General features: G+C 62.2%; 10 protein-coding genes. 1 reads left to right on the forward strand and 9 read right to left on the reverse strand.

Annotated features, from left to right (window positions below; all coding sequences use genetic code 11):
* The first annotated feature begins 119 nt into the window (after positions 1–119).
* Positions 120–1,301: a cation diffusion facilitator family transporter gene (locus DW180_RS00155; RefSeq protein WP_117758751.1), complete on the forward strand. Its 1,182-nt coding sequence runs from the start codon at positions 120–122 to the stop codon at positions 1,299–1,301.
* A gap of 12 nt (positions 1,302–1,313) precedes the next feature.
* Here the strand turns inward: DW180_RS00155 and DW180_RS00160 are convergent, their stop codons facing one another.
* The 9 genes from DW180_RS00160 to dnaE all read right to left on the reverse strand — a co-directional run bounded on the left by DW180_RS00160 (position 1,314) and on the right by dnaE (position 16,696).
* Positions 1,314–2,303, reverse strand: coding sequence for a hypothetical protein (locus DW180_RS00160; RefSeq protein WP_117758750.1), 990 nt, complete (start codon positions 2,301–2,303; stop codon positions 1,314–1,316).
* A gap of 179 nt (positions 2,304–2,482) precedes the next feature.
* Positions 2,483–4,150 carry a formate--tetrahydrofolate ligase gene (locus DW180_RS00165; protein WP_117564492.1) on the reverse strand — a complete coding sequence of 556 codons (1,668 nt, stop codon included), beginning with the start codon at positions 4,148–4,150 and terminating at the stop codon, positions 2,483–2,485.
* Positions 4,151–4,294: 144 nt separating this feature from the next.
* On the reverse strand, positions 4,295–5,362 hold the full coding sequence (gene ruvB, locus DW180_RS00170) for a Holliday junction branch migration DNA helicase RuvB (RefSeq protein WP_117629582.1): 1,068 nt from the start codon (positions 5,360–5,362) through the stop codon (positions 4,295–4,297).
* On the reverse strand, positions 5,362–5,982 hold the full coding sequence (ruvA, locus tag DW180_RS00175) for a Holliday junction branch migration protein RuvA (protein ID WP_117758749.1): 621 nt from the start codon (positions 5,980–5,982) through the stop codon (positions 5,362–5,364). Before ruvA ends, ruvB begins: the two co-directional genes overlap by 1 nt.
* Positions 5,982–6,503 (reverse strand): crossover junction endodeoxyribonuclease RuvC, encoded by a 522-nt coding sequence (gene ruvC / locus DW180_RS00180; RefSeq protein WP_035137351.1) that lies wholly within the window; start codon positions 6,501–6,503, stop codon positions 5,982–5,984. The genes ruvA and ruvC overlap by 1 nt, the downstream gene beginning before the upstream one ends.
* 280 nt (positions 6,504–6,783) lie before the next feature.
* Positions 6,784–8,769 carry a hypothetical protein gene (locus DW180_RS00185; RefSeq protein WP_117637342.1) on the reverse strand — a complete coding sequence of 662 codons (1,986 nt, stop codon included), beginning with the start codon at positions 8,767–8,769 and terminating at the stop codon, positions 6,784–6,786.
* A gap of 117 nt (positions 8,770–8,886) precedes the next feature.
* The gene (locus DW180_RS00190; protein ID WP_089572163.1) at positions 8,887–9,249 is read right to left on the reverse strand and encodes a desulfoferrodoxin family protein; all 363 of its coding nucleotides are present in this window, start codon (positions 9,247–9,249) and stop codon (positions 8,887–8,889) included.
* 150 nt (positions 9,250–9,399) lie between these two features.
* Positions 9,400–12,864, reverse strand: coding sequence for an SNF2-related protein (locus DW180_RS00195; RefSeq protein ID WP_117797810.1), 3,465 nt, complete (start codon positions 12,862–12,864; stop codon positions 9,400–9,402).
* 28 nt (positions 12,865–12,892) lie between these two features.
* Positions 12,893–16,696, reverse strand: coding sequence for a DNA polymerase III subunit alpha (dnaE, locus tag DW180_RS00200; protein WP_117716861.1), 3,804 nt, complete (start codon positions 16,694–16,696; stop codon positions 12,893–12,895).
* Between the last annotated feature and the right edge of the window lie 257 nt (positions 16,697–16,953).

The raw sequence follows: 16,953 nt of genomic DNA on the forward strand, positions 1-16,953 counted from the left end.
GACGAGAAGGCTCGCTCGTTAGCACCGGCAGACCATTACTGCATTTTCTGAGCATCGGTGCACAGCGCCTCCGCGCGAGCTACACTATCCCCTTAAACATGATTGTGAGGACGACCGCTATGCTATTTGTAAATCGGCTGGTACATACGCTTGTTCCCGGCAGCGAGGGCGAGCCGGTCGATACCTCCTGCCGCACCAACGCGGGCTTCGCCGCAAGCCTCATCTGCATTGGCCTCAACATCACTCTGTGCCTGGCCAAGGGCATCGCGGGCCTGCTCGCCGGCTCCGTCTCCCTCATCGCCGACGCTTTCAACAACCTCTCCGATGCCTCGAGCAACATCGTAAGCCTGCTCGGGTTCCGCCTTGCCAGCCGCCCGGCAGACGAAGGCCACCCCTATGGCCACGGCCGCTACGAGTACCTAGCCGGTCTGTTCGTCGCCGTCCTGGTTTGCGCCGTCGGCATCAACCTGATCCTCGAGTCGGTCACCAAGATCATCAAGCCCTCCCCCACCGCCTACACGCCGGTCTCCCTAGCCGCTCTCGTCTTGTCCATGCTCGTCAAATTCTGGATGGCCGCATTCAACCGCGCGCTGGGCAACCGTATCGATTCCGAAACACTCATTGCCACAGCGCAGGACTCCAAAAACGACGTCATCACCTCGGGTTCGGTCTTGATGGCGGCGCTTATTTCGCAGACGACCGGCTTTGACCTCGATGGCTGGGCAGGCCTGGGTGTGGGCATCTTCATCTGCATCAGCGGCATGGGTCTAGTGCGCGACGCCATCAGCCCGTTGCTGGGACAAGCGCCCGACCCCAAGCTCGTTCAGGCAATCCGCGACAAGATCATGTCCTATCCGCAGGTCTTGGGCACACACGACCTGATGGTGCACGACTACGGCCCCGGTCGTCAGTTTGCCAGCGCCCACGTGGAGATGCCCGGCGAGGGCGACGCATTTGAGCACCACGAGATTTTGGACACCATCGAGCACGACATCAAGCGCCAGATGGGCATCGGCATCACGTTGCACTGTGACCCCATCGCCACCACCGGCGACGACCTGCGCGGCTGGGTCAAGCGCGGCATCATGCAGATCGACCCCGCGCTCTCCATCCACGACCTGCACGAGCACGACGGGTTCGTTTCGTTTGACCTTGTGCGTCCCGACGGCTTTGACATATCCGACGAGGAGCTGCTGGAGCTCGTCACGCGCATCGTGCACGAGCGCCGACCCAATGCCTCATGCGTCGTTACGTTTGACTCGGGCTTTAGCTCGCCCGACCGTCCGGCCGAGCAGCTGTAGCCCGCTTAACAGCTAGTTTCCCTGAGCGCCCGAGATGCCGTTTTGCAGAGCGTTCCAGGCATCCGTCGCCATGCCGCCCAAGTTCTGAGCGGTGTCGCCCAGGTTCTGGGCCGTGTCGCCCAGCTCTTGGGCCTTATCCCCAAGCTCCTGTGCCTTGTTGCTCAAGTCCTCCAGCGTATTGGAACTCGAGCTGTCGGTACCGCTTTGGCCGTCGGGCGAGTTGCCCGAGCTATTCTTGTGCGTGAGTTGAATTTCGAGGTTGCCGCTGTCGTTATAGTAAGCAGAAGTAACGACCCAGTTGGCATCGATGACGGGCGTTGAGCCATCATCAGTCAGGACCACGGCATTCGAAAGATTGGCGCCGCGCGACTTGAGAAGTTTCTTGGCGTTGGACCAGTACTGCCCCGGGATATCGCTCAGATCGACGGTGCTAGACGAGGCGGACTCGGTTTGCTCGGCAGCGGTATCGGCCGTTGAACTCCCTCGTTTGTTGAGCATGCCCGACACAATGGCAAACACAACCGACAGCGCAAAGAAGATCGCCAGCACGATGAGGATCTTCTTGATCACGCTCGACGAACGCGACGGCTTCTTCTCCTCGTCCTCGCCATATTGCGGAATCGACTTGGGGTACTCGCGATACGGCTCGCGCGACTCGTAGCGAGACTGCGCCGTGCGAGGCATATACGTCGTCTGCTGAGGCTGCGGAATGGGATTTTGTGGCAGGTCATCATAGGGATTCGGCGTCGAGGCGGCATAAGAATCCTGCGGCACGTAATCAAACGGGTCCGGAGCTGCGTTGCCATAGGGGCCTTGCGAAGATGCAGCGTAAGAATCCTGCGCCGTGTCGCCATAGCCCATAACCCGGGTGGGCTCGACCGAAGGCTGCGTCGCGGCAGGGTCGGTATAACCGGGGTTGGGAACAACGCGGGTCGCATCGGCGCTATCGCCAGCCTGCGCGGAACCGTAGCCGCCCATCACGGTTGTCTTGTCCTGATCCATGCAACGATTCCTTTCCGTCGCGCGTGAGCCTCAAGTTATCCATGCATTCTACCCGCGCAAAAGCCTATGATGGGCAGAGTCCGTCGGTATCTACAAGACATGCGCGGGCCTAAGGATAAAAAAGCCCCGCCGGGCCTTGGGGGCACGGCGGGGCGGACAAGCAGCTATGGGCAGCAGGCTTAGAACAGGCCGGTGATGTTGCCGTCGTTGTCGACGTCGATGTTCTCGGCCGCAGGGACCTTGGGCAGGCCCGGCATGGTCAGAACACTGCCAGTCAGTGCGACCACAAAGTGGGCACCGGCGGAAACCTTGAGCTCGCGCACCGTGATGCGGAAGTTCTCGGGAGCGCCCAGGGCCTTGGCGTTGTCGCTAAAGCTGTACTGCGTCTTGGCCACGCACACCGGCAGGTTGCCAAAGCCGTTCTCGCGCAGCTCGGCGAGCTGGCGCTTGGCGGCCGGCGTAAAGTCGACGCCGTCGGCGCGGTAGACCTTGGTGGCAATGGCCTCAAGAGCGTCGGCCACATCGGCGCCGTCCTCATAGGCAAACTTGAGCTCGCTCGGCTGCTCAATCAGACGCATGACCTCATCGGCAAGCTCGAGCGCGCCCTCGCCGCCCTTGGCCCAGACCTCGGAAAGCTTAACGTTGACGCCGAGCTTCTGACACTCGGACTCGATGAGCGCAAGCTCGGCCTCGGTGTCCGTCGGGAAGCGGTTGATGGCGACTACGCAGGGCAGACCATAAACGTTCTGGATGTTGTCGACGTGACGCAGCAGGTTGGGCATGCCGGCCTTGAGTGCCTCGAGGTTCTCCTCGTTGAGGTCGGCCTTGGCGACGCCACCGTTGTACTTCAGCGCACGAGCGGTCGCGACGACCACGACGGCGCTGGGGCGAACGCCCGTCATGCGGCACTTGATGTCGAGGAACTTCTCGGCACCCAGATCGGCACCGAAGCCGGCCTCGGTAATGGCGACATCGCCAAAGCGCATCGCCATACGCGTGGCCATGATGGAGTTGCAGCCGTGGGCAATATTGGCGAAGGGACCGCCGTGGACAAACGCGGGCGTACCCTCAAGCGTCTGCACCAGATTGGGCTTGAGCGCATCCTTGAGCAGTGCGGCCATAGCTCCTTGGGCCTTAAGGTCGCGTGCGCGGACGGGCTCGCCGGCATAGCTGTAGCCGACAACGATCTCGCCCAAGCGCTCCTTAAGATCGTTGATGCTCGTGGACAGGCACAGGATCGCCATGACCTCGGAGGCGACGGTAATGTCAAAGCCATCCTCGCGCGGCACGCCCTGGGCCTTGCCGCCAATGCCGTCGATGACATGGCGCAGCTGACGGTCGTTCATGTCGACAACGCGCTTCCAGGTGATGCGCTTAACATCGATACCGAGCTGGTTGCCCTGCTGAATATGGTTGTCGAGCATGGCGGCCAGCAGGTTGTTGGCGGCACCAATAGCATGGAAGTCACCAGTAAAGTGCAGGTTGATGTCCTCCATGGGGATGACCTGCGCCCAGCCACCGCCGGCGGCACCGCCCTTGACGCCGAAGACGGGACCGAGCGAAGGCTCACGAAGGGCCACGGCGCTCTTGACACCGCGACGGCGCAGGCCATCGGCCAGACCGATGGTCGTAGTGGTCTTACCCTCGCCGGCGGGCGTGGGGTTGATAGCGGTCACGAGGACGAGCTTGGCCTGGTGATCAGTCGGCTCGTTGAGCAGTGAATAGTCGACCTTAGCCTTGTCGAAGCCGTACGGAATAAGGTGCTTAACGTCGACGCCGGCGTTCTTGGCCACCTCGGTAATAGGCAGCGGCGTAACAGAACGTGCGATTTCGATGTCAGTAGGCATGGGCGGTCCTTTCGTTACCGGATGAGAAAAAGACCAATCCAGCATAGCACGGGCGTGCAATAGTAAAACACCCGCAACCGACAAACGGCGATCTGTTTATCCAATGCTCAGCGATAGCTTAACAACCCGCCAAAACAAAGCGCCCTAAATGGTAGGTTCAATCCCCAGGTGCTCAAAGGTGCGAAGGGTTGCCTGACGGCCCTGCGGCGTACGAATCATCAACCCGCACTGCAGCAGATACGGCTCATAGACATCCTCGAGCGTGCCCGGGTCCTCGCCCACCGCGCTGGCAAGGGTCGTAAGTCCCACGGCACGACCGGAGAACGTCTTGGCAAGCGTCTCCAAGATACGAATATCCATCCAGTCCAGGCCGAGCTCGTCGATCTCAAAGAACTCGAGTGCCTGACGGCAAATATCGAGCTCGATGGGGCCGTTGCCACGCACCTGCGCATAGTCGCGCACGCGCTTGAGCAAACGATTAGCCAAGCGCGGCGTGCCACGCGAGCGTGAGCCGATCTCGAGCGCGCTCGGATGGTCTATTGTCACACCCAGGATGGACGCCGAGCGCGTCACAATCTGCGCGAGTTCTTCGACCGTGTAGTAATCCAGGCGATATGAAATGCCAAAGCGGTCGCGCAGCGGGCCAGTCAGCATACCCGAGCGGGTCGTTGCCGCCACCAGCGTAAACTTGGGGATATCCAGGCGAATCGATCGTGCGGCCGGGCCTTTACCGATCACGATATCGAGGGCAAAGTCCTCCATCGCGGGGTACAGGACCTCCTCGACCGAACGGTTGAGGCGGTGGATCTCGTCAATAAACAGCACATCACCCGGCTGCAGGTTGGTAAGGATAGCCGCCAGGTCACCGGTGCGCGCGATGGCAGGGCCACTCGTGGTCTTGATCTGAGCGCCCAGCTCGTTGGCGATAACGGTGGCCAGCGTGGTCTTGCCCAGGCCCGGAGGACCCGAGAAAATCACGTGGTCGAGCGTCTCGCCACGGCTCTGCGCCGCTTCGATCAACACGCGCAGGCTCTGCTTGATGTGCTCCTGGCCACAGTAGTCGTCCAGGCGCTGGGGGCGCAAAGTGCGGTCGACATCGAGGTCCTCGGCCGTCAGCTCCGAGCCCACCATGCGCTCGCCGTGCGCCATGGATGCCGCCGGCGAGTTGCCGGGCGTCGCCCACAGGTCCTGAGAGTCATCGGCTTCCCACATCACGCATCCATTCCGAGTCGCTTAAGCGCCGCGCCGAGCAGATCCTCGACACGCATATCCTGCCCATCATACCCGCTCAGAGCGACATCGGTCTCCTGCGGGCTAAAGCCCATGGAAAGGAGTGCCGCACGAGCATCATCAATGGCCGAGGGAGCGGCAGCGGGCACGGGCATCGCAACCTGTCCGGGAATCACGTCGACCGGCACAAAGCCCTTATCCTTGGCAAAGGTGCTCTTGAGCTCCAGGATCAGACGCTGCGCGGTCTTTTTGCCCACACCGGGCACCTTGGCCATGCCCTTGTCGTCCTCGGCCATCACCAGCGAATACAACTGGCCCACGGTATAGGTGGAGAGCACGGCAAGCGCCAGGCGCGGACCGACGCCCGAGACGGACACGAGCCGGTCGAACATCGTACGCTCATCCTTAGAGGAAAAACCGAAAAGTGTCATGGCGTCCTCGCGCACCTGCATGCGCGTGTAGAGGCGGACCTCGCCGCCGGGCGTCGGCAACGTGGCCGCAGTGCCGCCCGAGATGCCGAGCTCAAAGCCAACGCCCGACACGTCGACGACGGCCGAGCTCATCGTGGCCTCGACAAGCGTTCCATGGAGCTGGGAAATCATCAGTATCCGGTTCCTCTCTGTTGATAGAACTCGCCACCGGTAAGGGCACGGGTGCGGCTGAGGTTTACGTGGCAGATGGCGCAAGCCAGGGCATCGGCGGCATGGTCGGGATGCGGGTCGTGGTCGAGCTGCGTGAGCGTACGAACCATATACGCGACCTGCCGTTTGTCCGCGGCTCCGGTGCCCACAACAGCCTGCTTAATCTGCATAGGCGTGTACTCGCCAATCTCGAGCGCGCATTCCGAAAGCGCCACGAGCGCGGCACCGCGGGCATGCGCCGTAGGGATGGCCGAGCGAACGTTGGCGCCAAAGTAAATGCTCTCGATGGCAGCGGTATCGGGTCGATAACGCTCCACGACGCCCTTGAGGTCGCGGGCGATATGCGACAGGCGCACCGCGAGCGGACTACCCGCGCTGGTCTCGATGCAGCCATAGGCACGGCAGCGAACCTCGCCACGCCGCTCCTCGATAATCCCCCAACCCGTATGAGCCAAACCGGGGTCAATGCCCAAGATAACCAAGCCAACCTCCCCTCGCCACAAGCGCAGCGCAAGACAAGGCCCCGCGCATCATTCACGAACGTCTGTTCTAGAATAACACAATAGCGGCCGCATCTAGCAAGCAAGGTTGAACCATAGGTTGAGCATAAGTCAGCGAGCGAGTCCCTGCCGTGGCAAGGTGTCGCGAAAGAGGAGCGCCGCGTACTTTTGTACGCAAGCGACGGTTTGAGCGGCAGATTGCCCGGCAGGGGCTCGCGCAGCGTCGACTCGTTACGCGGTTTGGCAAAACCGCGTAACCTTTTTAGTTCTGCGAGAAGAACGGGAACTGTCGGGGATCAACCGGCGGATGCGGCATCGGGCCACCCTGGGGCCCACCCTGCGGGCCACCCTGGCCGCCCATCATCTTATCGATGGCGTCCTGAACCTCGCCCTCGAACTTTTTCATTCCCTCGTGTAAACGACGCTGACCGTCTTCAGAGCGCAACTCCTCCATTTGTTCGGGCGAAATACCCAGTAGCTCGCCCAGCACGCCCATCATCTCGTTTCGCACGCGCTCACTAGTATCCTCGTCAGCAAAACGGCGCACCTCGGCGCGCGCCAGCGAATCGACCGTCATACGCTCCTTGCCGTTAAGCCCCAGGTCGGACCACGCGAGCATGTACGGCCAGGAGCGCTCGGCAAACGAACGGGACGAAACGATCGGCGCCGTCGGCAACATGCGGCGGGCAGCCTCACCCTGTCGAACGAGCATCAGCAGCAGCGAGCAGGCCTCAGGCTTGCCAGCGGCCATCGGGATGTCGTCGAAAGATCGATTGCGGTCCACGTGCGCCTCAAGCGCGCCATCGATCTCACCCGGCTCGACCCCGCCGAGCAGCTGTGCCGCGCGGTCGAGCATATCGACCGGACCGTCGAGCGTCGAGAGCGCCTGCGCCAGCACTCGCTCCATACAATCTTCCACCGCGTTGAGCGTCACGAGCTCTTGGGGCACCACGGCAGACGTGCGGTTGCGCACGCGCGCCACAAACTCAAGCGTCGACAGGTACACATCGCCAAAGGGCGCATAATCGCCCTGGTAGCCGCCGCAAAGCGCCGGCGCCGCCAGTGCGTACTCGGTTTTGGACAGCGGGCTCAGCGCCATCGCACCCAACTCGAGCGCCGTGTCCTCCAGCATGAGGCCCAGCGTGCGAGAGCGCAGGCGCTCGGCGTCGCCCGCCGACACATCGCGGTCGAGCACGCGCGCGGCATCCGGCGCATCGCGCTCAACCGTGCGAATATGCAGGCGCTCGGCAATGGCGCGAACGGCGGCACAGCGAGCAGCCTCGGCCTCCTCCTGCGCCGGCGTAAAGATGCGGTTGCGCCCCAGCACCAGGCCAATCACATTACGTGGGCCCAGAGCGTCGACGGCCAGCGCCGCCAGCAGGGACGACGGCAAGTCGCCCTCGAGTGCCACCACGGCACGCGACGCACCGTGGGCCCGGGCGTTGTCGCGCACGGCGAGCACCAGCGCCTGCCACAGCCACTCCTCGGAACGGAACTCGGGCAGTTCGTGATCTTCCAGGGCATCGAGCATCACGCCGCGCTGAATCTCCTGAACCAGCAGGCTCTCCTCAAAACACGGCGCTTGGGCCACCACGCGACCGCAGTCGTCGAGCACAAACGAACCGCCGGTATACACCGACTCGTCATAGGCACCGACCGGCGCCATACAGGCAAACCACACACTGCGCTTGGATGCGATCTTGCGGTAGGCGCCGCTGCGAACGGCGGCAATGGCGGCAGTCTCGCGGTCGGTCATGTCAAACGCATTGAATTGGAAATACGCAATGAGGTCAACACCGGTCGGCAACATCTCGAGTTCGCGGTCCAAGTCAAAAATCACGGCGATGCGCACGCCGTCCACGTCGAACACCGGCGGCGCCCAACGCGTGTCGTTGTTCTCGCCACGCTGCAGGGCAATGCTCGAACGCGCCGGCACCACATGACCGTCCTTGAGCATCATGTAGTCGAGCAGCGGCTGGCCCTCAAACGAAACCGCCGCGGGCACGATGCAGATCATGTCAAGCTCCTGGATACGCTCGGCGACACCAGTCAAGCCGGCAAGCATGTCGTGCTCAAAGTCGGCAGTGCCCACCAGGCCCCCGGGCATGGCGCCCATAAAGAGCGGAGCCGGAACGCACAGCACGCGCGCCCCGCGCTCGTGGGCCAGACGAGCCTGGTCCTCGATGCGGCCGCAAATGCCCTCAATATCACCCAGGCGCATATCGATCTGTGCAAGCGCGAGCTTCATGGCTCAGCCCTTTCCGTCGTAAACCATCGTTGTCGTAGTAAAAGCGCCGGCCGCATAATGCAGCCGGCGCTCGCATGTGCATATGCTAGCTATGATACCCCGAGCGGGGGCGCGCTCCTAGAACGTCGCGGACCACAGCCCGTGCAGGTTGCAATAGGCATAGACGGTACCGGTCTTGGAGCCGCCCGCGAAAAACGTCGCGGGCTTCATGCCGGGCTCAAGGTAATGGACCTCTAAGCGGCCCTCGGCCTCAAGGGCGATCCACTCAATATAGTGCTCGGGCAGGCTGGGGTGCTCGACCGAGCCAACGCGCGCGCGAATCACGTGACCGTCGCGCTCGGTCTCGACAACAGGCACGTGCTTCTCGTGCGCCGCGTCCTCAGTGTTTGCGGTCAGTTCCGTGCAACCGGCAGGGGTTGCAACGTCGTTGCCAAGGGCGGCAATGAGCTTACCGTCGGGGTCCTTAAAGAATTTCGCCATGATGTTCTCCTTTGCTGACGTGCCAATGTTCTTGATGGTTCTTATGCCCAAAGGCAGACAAACCATCCACGGCATTGCAAATGAACACATAACGGGCGGGGACGATGGGGCAGCGTGCGCTATCCGCCCTGGCGGCCCCACCCGAGCGGGTTAGCGCCCGTCGCCGCCCAGCAGCGCCAGAACATCTTCGCGGGTAAACAGCGCCGACGAGATGCCGTCGCCGCCGAGCACGCTGTTGACCAGGTCGCGCTTGGACTCCTGCATCTGCATGATGCGCTCCTCGATCGTGTCCTTGGCGATGAGCTTGTACACGGTCACGGTATGTTGCTGGCCAATACGATGCGCGCGGTCGGTCGCTTGGTCCTGCGCCGCCACGTTCCACCACGGGTCGTAGTGGATGACCACGTCGGCCGCCGTCAGGTTAAGGCCCACGCCGCCCGCCTTGAGCGAAATCAAAAAGACCGGGACCTCGCCCGCTTGGAACTGCGCGACCATCTTGGCGCGGCTCTCCTTAGATGAAGCGCCCGTGAGCTTAAGGAAGGCGATGTCCTCCTTGGCCAAGCGCTTACCGATGATATCGAGCATACCCGTAAACTGGCTGAACAACAGGATGCGATGCCCGCCGTCGAGTGCGCCGTGCACGAGCTCCATACACGTATCGAGCTTTGCGCTCCCCGCCTTGTAATCCTCGTAGTGTAGACGTGGGTCGCAGCAGATCTGGCGCAGCTTGGTGAGCTCGGCGAGCACCTTGAGCTTGTCCTTCTTAAACTCCCCAGCCTCGCGGTGCTGCACCTGCTGGGCGATGCGGTCCTGGTTGGCCAGGTAGAGCTTGCGTTGTTCGCCGGTAAGCTGTGCCATGACGGTGTCCTCGATCTTCTCGGGCAGGTCGGCCACCACGTCTTCCTTAACACGGCGCAGCACAAACGGCGACACGAGCGCCTGCAGGCGAGCGGCGCTATCGCCCTCGGCATGCTCGACGGGGCTCTCAAAGCGCTTGGCAAACGACTCGCGCGTCCCCAAAAGGCCCGGCATCAAAAAGTCGAAGATGCTCCAGAGCTCGGACAGGCGGTTTTCGATGGGCGTGCCCGTCAGGGCAAAGCGCACGCCGGCAGGCAGGCGCTTGGCAGCGCGCGCCACCTGCGTGAGCGGATTTTTAATGTACTGTGCCTCATCGAGCACCACGCGGGCAAAATCCTGCTCGACGTACTCGTCGATATCGCGCCGCATAAGGTCATACGACGTTACGACCACGTTATGCTCGGCCACGCCGGCAATCTGTACACGACGTTGAGCCTTGGCGCCCACAATGGCGCACACATCGAGCGACGGGGCAAAGCGCTCCAGCTCGGCAGTCCAGTTGTACACGAGTGAGGCCGGGCATACCACGAGCGTGGGCTTGGTGTCCCCCGCCTCCACGCGCGCCAGGATATGCGCGATCATCTGGAGCGTTTTGCCCAGGCCCATGTCGTCGGCCAAGATGCCGCCAAGGCCCAGGTGTTCGAGCGAGCCGAGCCACTGGTATCCGTCGACCTGGTAGCCGCGCATCGTTGCCTTGAGCGATGCCGGCACCGTAAAGTCCATCTTGCCGAGCGTGTCCAGGCGCTCGACGGTGCGGCGGAACGCAGCGTCGCGATCGGCCTCGAGCGCCGGCGTGCGTGCGAGCATGCTATCGACAAAAAGGGTACTCGACGCGGGAAGCGACACGCCGTCGAGCAGGTCGACGGCATCGACGCCTAGGTCCTCGGCAAGACCAAACGCGGCACGCGCTCCCTCATCCAGGCGCACGATGTCGCCGGACGTCAGGCGCGCGAACGTCTGGTGGCGCTTGTACGAGTCCAGATAGATGGCAAGATCTGCCGCCGAAAGGCCGCTCGCGCCCAGTTCGACATCGAGCAGGTTACTCTTGACGGTCGCGCGCACCGAGAGCTTGGGCGCAGGGCGGACCGAAATCTGGCGCAGACGGTCGCTGAGCATGACCTCGCCCAGCTCGGACAGGGCAGACAGGCCCTCGGTCAGCAAGTGGAACAGGCTCTCGTCATCGCGCTCCTCAAACGCCAGGCCGCCCTCGTAGAAATCGAAGTACATGGCAGCCGTGTCCATAACGCGAAACTCCGCCAGCGTATCGCGGGGCGGAACGCCGGGGCGTTGCTCTTCGAAAGGACTGCCCGGAGCACCAAGACTAAAGAGATCAGCCGACCAATCGCCGTAGGTAACCGTAATTTTGCAGGTCACAAGACCATCGTCGACGCCGATTGCCATGGCAAAGCTCGCCTCGGGTGCCACAGTATCGAGCGCGGCGGGCGCGGTGAGGTCGGTATAGTCGCGCAAAATGGGCAGCGCCATACGGCAGAACTCACCCACCTGCTCGGCGGCAATATGGGCGGGCGTGCGGCACGGCAGCAAGCGCGACAAAAAAGGTGCGGCATGCTGAGCAAATGCAGCGTCGGTACGGCGCGCGCGGCGCGTGTCAACCAAGTAGGCGGCATCGCCCGACGCAAAGCAGTACATATCGGCGGGCAGGCGCAGGTCATAGCTACCACCAGCCGCCGGCGCGATTTTGGCGGCAAGAAGTGGTGGGCGCTTAGCGGACGCCTCGTCCTCCCCTTGCGGAGACAGCTCAACCGCCACGTCGTAGGTGCGACGCGTCGTCGTCCCCCGCGACCAGGCGGGCTCAAAAGAGATGGTCTGGCCGCGCAGCAGGTCCAGCACATATACGATGCTATGCTCGGACAGCGGCAACTGACGCTCGGCAACAAAACCGCTGCGGGCAAAGTCGTACGACGCCGAACGCGAGCTTGTGATGTCATCGAGATAGGCAACTGTCGTCACAACAAGGTTGAGCAGCTTTGTCGATGTTTCGTCAAAGGCCTCAGGTGAATGGACAAACGTGAGCTTCTTGCCATAGGAGAACGTGCCGCCGCGCACGTAGGCATCGGCCATGCCGTCGATGTCCTTGACCACGTAGGAGACCGATCCACAGCGAATGCGGAACTCGAGCGCCCAGCTAAAGCGGTCAGCGAACAGCGGATTGTAGTACGGCACCAACGAGGGCTCCAACGCCGCTTTGGGGGCGTCGGGATCAACGGCACCGGCAAGTTTGCGGCGCATGCTCGCCAGCTCATCCATGCGCGCGTCCGAAAGATCGGAAAGCGCCGCCACAAGGCTCGGGCTCGTGGGGACGGGCGCCGGGAAGGGAAAGTTGGGGTTGACGGCCGGCGCGGCGGACGCGGCGCGTGCGGGCTGTTTCGGCTGCGCCGTAAACGTGCGAACCGGCGTGCGCAGCCCCTCAACAGGCTCAATGCCGCTGGTGTCCAGGTACGCCAGCGCTGTGGCGATGGCGTGCTTGCACATACCGGGATAGCGGTATGCGGCGGGGCAGTCGCAGTCGTAGTCGATAACCTCGTGCTCGTCCATATCGAGCGCCACGTGCGTCTTGTACAGGTCGCCGCGCGAGCCGCGCACCGAGCCCTCAACCGTCACGTTTTTGGAGAAGCGCGAGCCGCTGTCCTCAATCGACAGCACGGCGCCGTTGAGCATGAGCGAGCGGCCCTTCATAAAGGTGCCGCTCAACGCCGCCTCTTTGCGAAGCGCCTGCACAAACGTCCCCTGCGCCATCACTTCCTCCAATCTCACCCGGGGTAGCTTAGATCACCGTCACGCGGCCCTGGTTACCCACAATGGCCTTGGCCTCGGCCAGCAGCGGAATCGAACGCGCGTTGACCTTGGCAGGTACCTCGGCACGCAGCACGCGCCCGTCCACCTGCTCGATAAAGATCTCCACGCGGTCGCCGCCCGGGTTAGCGGTGAGCACCGTGGCCAGGCGCGCCATATTGCCCTGGCTAAAGCGGCTGTTGGGCACCATGACCTCAAACACCTTGGGCTTGTTGTTCTCCTCGTTGAGCTCGAGCGGCACGATCTCCTGCGCGATGATCTGGTCGCCGCGGTCCGAGCGCTCGAGCTTGCCCTTAATGCGCACAAAGGCATCGGACAGCTGCGCGCCGGTCTCGGGATCGACCTCGCCGTACAGGTACCCCTCGGCCTCCTTGTAGGTCTTGGGGAACACGACGACGGTGGCCTCGCCTTCCATGTCCTCGAGCTGCACGATGCCCATGGGGTCACCGTTTTTGGTCACGCGCTTGGACACGCTCGAGACCATGCCGGCCCACCACAGCGCCTTGCCCTCGGGAATTTCCTGGTTGATGGTGCCGCCCGTAGGATTCTGAACTTCGTAGCCGGTGTCGATCTGCGAGAACGAGAAGTCACGCGCCTTGGCTAGTGCATACTCAAACGGGCGCAGCGGGTGGTCCGAGACATAGATGCCCAGAACCTCCTTCTCCTGACTCAACTTAAGGTGACGGTCCCATTCCTGGCCATCCGGATCGGGCACGCTCACCTCAAAGCCCGAGCCCTCAACGTCGCCAAACATATCGAAGAACGACGTCTGGCCGCTCGCGCGATCCTTCTGGCGCTTTACCGCGGCATCGATGATGTTCTCGGGGTTGTTCTTGTCCACAAAGTGCATCATCTGGCGACGCGGATACCCCGTGGAGTCGAAGGCGCCTGCCTTGATGAGCGATTCGATCACGCGGCGGTTGGCCTGGCTCGAGTCCACGCGCTCGACAAAATCGTGCAGCGTCTTAAACGGACCGCCCGCCTCGCGCTCGGCGATAATCGCCTGCGCCACGCCGGTGCCCACGCCGCGGATGCCGGCCAGACCAAAGCGCACGCCCTCCTTGGTAGCCGTGAACTCGGTACCGGACTCATTGACATCTGGCGAAAGCACGGGGATGCCGTCGTGACGGCACGCCGAGACGTAATGAACGATCTTGTCGGTCTTGCCCGTGTAGGACGTCAGAACGGCCGCCATGTACTCGTGCGGATAGTGCGCCTTGAGCCACGCCGTCTGCATAACCAGGATGGCGTAGCCGGCGGAGTGCGACTTGTTAAAGGCGTAAGATGCGAACTCGAGAACATCGTCCCAAATCTTCTGGGCGACCTCGCGCGTGTAGTTGTTCTTGATAGCGCCGTTCATCCAGTGGTCGTAGGTGGTCTCGTCCGAGCCATCCTCCCAGTGCAGCACCGTCGACGTGAGCAGCTTGATCTTTTTCTTAGCCACGGGTTTACGGATACGCGAGTCCGATTCGCCCTTGGAGAAGCCGCACATCTCGACGGAGATGAGCATAACCTGCTCCTGGTAGACCATGGTGCCGTAGGTTTCGCCCAGGATGTCGTCCAGGCGGTCGTCGTAGGAAACCGCCGGTTCCTTGCCGTTCATACGGTTGATGTAGGACGAGACCATGCCGGCGCCCAGCGGGCCCGGGCGGTACAGAGCGATCAATGCCACGACGTGCTTGTACTCGGTGGGCTTCATGTTCTTGATCGTGGCCGTCATGCCGGCGGACTCGACCTGAAAGACGCCGGCGGTGTGGCCGGAACCCATGAGCTTAAAGATCTCGGGGTCGTCAAAGGGAATCTCTTCCTCTTTGATGTCGATGCCGAAGTTCTTCTTGATGTTTGCCTTTGCCTTGGAGATAACAGTCAGCGTGCGCAGGCCCAAGAAGTCCATCTTGAGCAGGCCCATGTCGGCAACGGTATGGCCCTCGTACTGGGTAATCTCGACGCCGCCCTTGGTGTCGAGCTTGGTGGGCACGTGCTCGTTGACGGGGTCGCGGCAGATCAGAACGGCGCACGCGTGCACGCCCTCGCCACGGGTGAGGCCCTCGATTGAGAGCGCCGTGTCGATGATGCGGCGGGCGTCGTCGTCCTTTTTATATGCCTCGGCAAAATCGGGGTTAAACAGGTCCTCTTTGCCGGGTTGCTTTTCGAGCACCTGCTTGAGCTTGACCTTGGGGTCGCTCGAGACCATCTTGGACAGACGCTGGCCCATGTAGACCGGGTAGTCCAGGACGCGAGCGGCGTCGTTGATGGCCTGCTTGGCCTTAATGGTCGAGTAGGTGATGACGTGGGTGACTTTCTCGGGGCCGTAGAGCTGGCGAACGTGCTCCACGACCTCGAGGCGCCGCTCATCGTCGAAGTCCATATCGATATCGGGCATCTCGGTACGCTGCGGGGACAGGAACCTCTCGAACATCAGGCCGTTCTCGAGCGGGTCGAACGCGGTGATGTTCATGGCGTAGGCGACGATAGCGCCGGCGGCCGAGCCTCGGCCGGGGCCGACGCCGATGCCGTTGTCCTTGGCCCATTGCACGTACTCGGCGACGATCAAAAAGTAGGCGGCAAAGCCCTTGTCGCAGATGACCTTGTATTCGTACTCAAAGCGCTCTTTGATGTTGACGCCACCGATCTCGCGCGTGGCCCAGTCGTCACCGTAGTGCTGGCGCAGGCCCTTCTCGCACTCGCGGCGGAACTGGCTCTCGTGCGTCTCGCCGGGATCGAGCAACGGGAAGCGCGGCAGGATGATGGAGTCCCAGTCCAGCTCAACGTAGCACTTGTCGGCAATCTCGAGCGTGTTGTCGCAGGCCTCGGGGCAATACGGGAACATCGCCCGCATCTCCTCCTCGGTCTTCATATAAAACTCCGAGCCAGTCATGCGCATGCGGTTGGGGTCGTCGACCTTGGCGTTCATGCCAATGCACATGATGACATCCTGCACGGGAGCGTCCTCGCGGCGCAGGTAGTGGAAATCGTTGGTGGCAATGACCTTGACGCCCACCTGTTTGGCGATGTCGATGAGCGTACGGTCCATCTGCTCGTCGGTCAGGCCGTTGTCGGTGGTGATGCCGTGTTCCTGGATCTCGATGTAGAAGTCGCCGGGCTCGAAGGTGTCACGGAAGGTCTCGGCCCACTTGATGGCGCCCTCCATGTCACCGCGGTCGATGTACTTGGGAATGATGCCCGCGATGCAGGCGCTGGTGCAGATCATGCCCTTGGCGTGGCGGCGCAGGTTGTCGAGCGTCACGCGCGGCTTGTAGTAAAAGCCCTGCACGGCGGCCTCGGAGACCGTCTGCATCAGGTTGACGTAGCCCTCCTGGTCCTTGGCCAGAAGGATCATGTGGTAGAGCTCGGGCTTGTGGTCGCGGGCAAGGGTCTCGTCCGGCGTAAAGTAGACCTCGCAGCCAAAGATGGGCTTGATGACCAGGGGCGGCTTGAGCTCGTCGATATTGCCCTTCTCGTCCCACATAGCCATGTCCTTAACGTACTGGGCATGCTCGCGCGGGTTTTCCTCGGGGTCGGGCTCCACCAGCTCGTCGCGGCGGTCCTTTTCCAAGAAGGCCTTGTCGTGGCTCCAGGTTTTGTACTCGGGCGTGTTGTGGTTAACGGCGTCGCAGGCCAGCGCCAAGTCGGGCACGCCATACATGTAGCCGTGATCGGTAATGGCCACGGCAGGCATGCCAAGCTCAACGGCACGGTTGACCATATCCTGGATACGGGTTGCGCCGTCGAGCATGGAGAAAACAGTGTGATTGTGCAGATGGACGAATGCCATGTGATGAGCTCCGATGCGGGTTCGTGTTCTGACTGAACGATTTTACCCCACGGCACGGACAGCGCCCGAACCTAGCCAAACCCACACGGGCAGTCTTTTTGGGACGTGTCTTTTTTAGCTGCTTTGACCTGATTGCTTCATTCGTCGCAAAGGGGCCGGACCGCGACCCCATGTCGCGGTCCGGCCCCTGAGGAAAGCTCAGCTCAGGTCCTCGCCGTTTGAGGCAATTACCTTGCGATACCACTCGAACGATCTTT

Origin of the sequence: Collinsella sp. AM16-21, from assembly GCF_003471905.1 — a bacterium.
Taxonomy (GTDB): domain Bacteria; phylum Actinomycetota; class Coriobacteriia; order Coriobacteriales; family Coriobacteriaceae; genus Collinsella.

Bases quoted from the DNA above. Each gene is read 5' to 3' on its own strand.
- DW180_RS00155 (WP_117758751.1), top strand. From the start codon at position 120: ATGCTATTTGTAAATCGGCTGGTACATACGCTTGTTCCCGGCAGCGAG.
- DW180_RS00185 (WP_117637342.1), bottom strand. From the start codon at position 8,769: ATGAAGCTCGCGCTTGCACAGATCGATATGCGCCTGGGTGATATTGAG.
- DW180_RS00165 (WP_117564492.1), bottom strand. From the start codon at position 4,150: ATGCCTACTGACATCGAAATCGCACGTTCTGTTACGCCGCTGCCTATT.
- ruvB (WP_117629582.1), bottom strand. From the start codon at position 5,362: ATGTGGGAAGCCGATGACTCTCAGGACCTGTGGGCGACGCCCGGCAAC.
- DW180_RS00160 (WP_117758750.1), bottom strand. From the start codon at position 2,303: ATGGATCAGGACAAGACAACCGTGATGGGCGGCTACGGTTCCGCGCAG.
- DW180_RS00195 (WP_117797810.1), bottom strand. From the start codon at position 12,864: ATGGCGCAGGGGACGTTTGTGCAGGCGCTTCGCAAAGAGGCGGCGTTG.
- dnaE (WP_117716861.1), bottom strand. From the start codon at position 16,696: ATGGCATTCGTCCATCTGCACAATCACACTGTTTTCTCCATGCTCGAC.
- DW180_RS00190 (WP_089572163.1), bottom strand. From the start codon at position 9,249: ATGGCGAAATTCTTTAAGGACCCCGACGGTAAGCTCATTGCCGCCCTT.
- ruvA (WP_117758749.1), bottom strand. From the start codon at position 5,982: ATGATTTCCCAGCTCCATGGAACGCTTGTCGAGGCCACGATGAGCTCG.